Raw genomic sequence first — 1,755 nt, 5'->3', positions numbered from 1 at the left:
TGCGCGAGGAGTGGATGACGACGACGTCCGCGTCGCGCCGCTGCGGCAGCAGGGTGCGCAGCATCGACATGACGGGCGTGAGGCCGCTGCCCGCCGTCAGCATGAGCAGGGGGCGCGGGCCGGTGGGCAGGAGGAAGTCGCCCTGCGGCGGAGCGAGGAACAGCAGGTCGCCGGGCTCGGTGTGGTGCACGAGGTGGCTCGAGACGCGCCCGACTGCGGTGACGGTGATCGCCGGGTCGTGGCCCTCGGCGGTGACGAGGGAGTACGAGCGCCAGTTGCGCACCCCGTCGATCTCGACGCCGATGCGCGCGTACTGGCCGGCCTTGTGCGCGTCCCACGTGCCACCGGGCGTGAACTCGATCGTCGCCGAGTTCGCCGTCTCATGGCGCACGGCGGTGACGACGCCGCGCAGCTGACGGCTCGAGACGAGTGGGTTGAACAGGCGCGCGAACTCCTGCGGCGGCGCCGGCGTCGTGAACACCTCGGCAGCGCGCCACGCGGCGCGCTTGAGCAGCGGGCCGCGGCGCGGGGTGCCTGACGAGCGGGCAGGGCGCGGTGGCAGAGCGGAGTTCACTCAGACATTGTGCCTCTCACAACTGACAAAAGCTTCCGCCGCCGGGGTGAGCAGCTCTGGGACCTTCGTCTCTGTGGGCGAACTGGCGGGTTCGGTGTGGCAGCGGCGAGGGCGTGGCTGACGGGGTGCTCGGCGCTCGCCGACCCCGGCGCGATCTTGTGTCATCAACGCGTCAAATGGCGCGCGTTCATGACACAACATCCAGCAGGCTTGACGAGATGACGAACGTTCACCCTCGCAGATCGCAAAGTCATCCCCTCAGGGCACCATGCCACCGTCCTCGGTGATGGGATAGCCATCAGCGACATGACGTAAATCGGTCTGTGGGGGGCTTCGTCAACTACGCCAGGATCGGGAGGAGGCAGTCGACCTCGCCTTCACGTCGATAACTCTCGATCTGCGGACGGGACGAGTCGTGATCTGCCGAGCCGAAGAGGACGTCGAACGCTTCGCCGATGTGCCCGTAGACCTCCGGCGCTTCACCTCGTAGGCGCAGCCGAAGGTAGCCGCCGCCCGGGATCGTCGTCTCGTCCAGACCCAGCGGGTTTGCGGCGTCGCGATCCAACCGAATCGAGCACATGCGGTAGATGTGCGATCCGCCGTAGACGAGGCCCATCATGCGTCGTCCCTTCAGGGAGTCGAAGGCGTGCTCGAAGTCGGGCCACCCGGCTTGGATGCTCGGCAGGTCGAGGGGAACATCGCGGCTGAGCGCGGGAAGATCCTCGAGGTCGATGACATCGATCCTGCCCAAGGCGTGGCGTTCTGGGTAATTGCTCATGCGCCAGGTCTAGCCCAAGATTTTGGAAGGTTTTCAAGTGTTCGGAGCAGACAGGCGACGCCGGCCCGCAGGGGTGGGCCGTCGAGCTCGACGTGCTGTCCGTGCTGGAGCCGAACCGCGACGGCAGCCCGTACGGTGGGTGAGGCCCCGCCGGCTGACCTGCGCGCCGTCAGCGACCGGTGCGAGCCCGCCACTCACGACGCGTCTCGCCCGGGCGCGGGGCGCTGTCGTCGTCCGAGGCGCTGACGGCGGTTGCGTCGGGCGTCTTGGGGGTCGTCGACGCACCGGAGGGCGGCGGTTGGTTCGGCGTCTCGGTCGACGCGCCAGGGACGTCGGTGCGTGCGGCACCGGAGGTGGGCGCTTGGTTCGTCGCGCGTGACGGCGCACCGGGCGTATCAGTCGC

The 1,755-nt window shown here is 68.7% G+C and carries 2 protein-coding genes and 1 pseudogene; all 3 read right to left on the bottom strand.

The annotated features are described in order from the left end of the window. Nucleotides 1-514: ferredoxin reductase domain-containing protein (locus tag B2284_RS00885; RefSeq protein ID WP_476728563.1), on the bottom strand; the 514-nt coding region annotated here is incomplete at its 3' end. 400 nt (nt 515-914) lie between these two features. Continuing rightward, nucleotides 915-1,352, bottom strand: a complete 438-nt coding sequence (locus B2284_RS00880; RefSeq protein ID WP_062256325.1) for a hypothetical protein — start codon at nt 1,350-1,352, stop codon at nt 915-917. Between the two features lie 169 nt (nt 1,353-1,521). Continuing rightward, a pseudogene (locus B2284_RS00875) lies at nt 1,522-1,755 on the bottom strand (hypothetical protein); the annotation flags it as partial.

The sequence above is a fragment of the Dermacoccus sp. UBA1591 genome (assembly GCF_002322065.1).
Lineage (GTDB): Bacteria > Actinomycetota > Actinomycetes > Actinomycetales > Dermatophilaceae > Dermacoccus > Dermacoccus nishinomiyaensis.
Note: the sequence above shows the minus strand (reverse complement) of the source record. Positions and strands in the feature narration are given on the sequence as shown.

Bases quoted from the DNA above. Each gene is read 5' to 3' on its own strand.
- B2284_RS00880 (WP_062256325.1), bottom strand. From the start codon at position 1,352: ATGAGCAATTACCCAGAACGCCACGCCTTGGGCAGGATCGATGTCATC.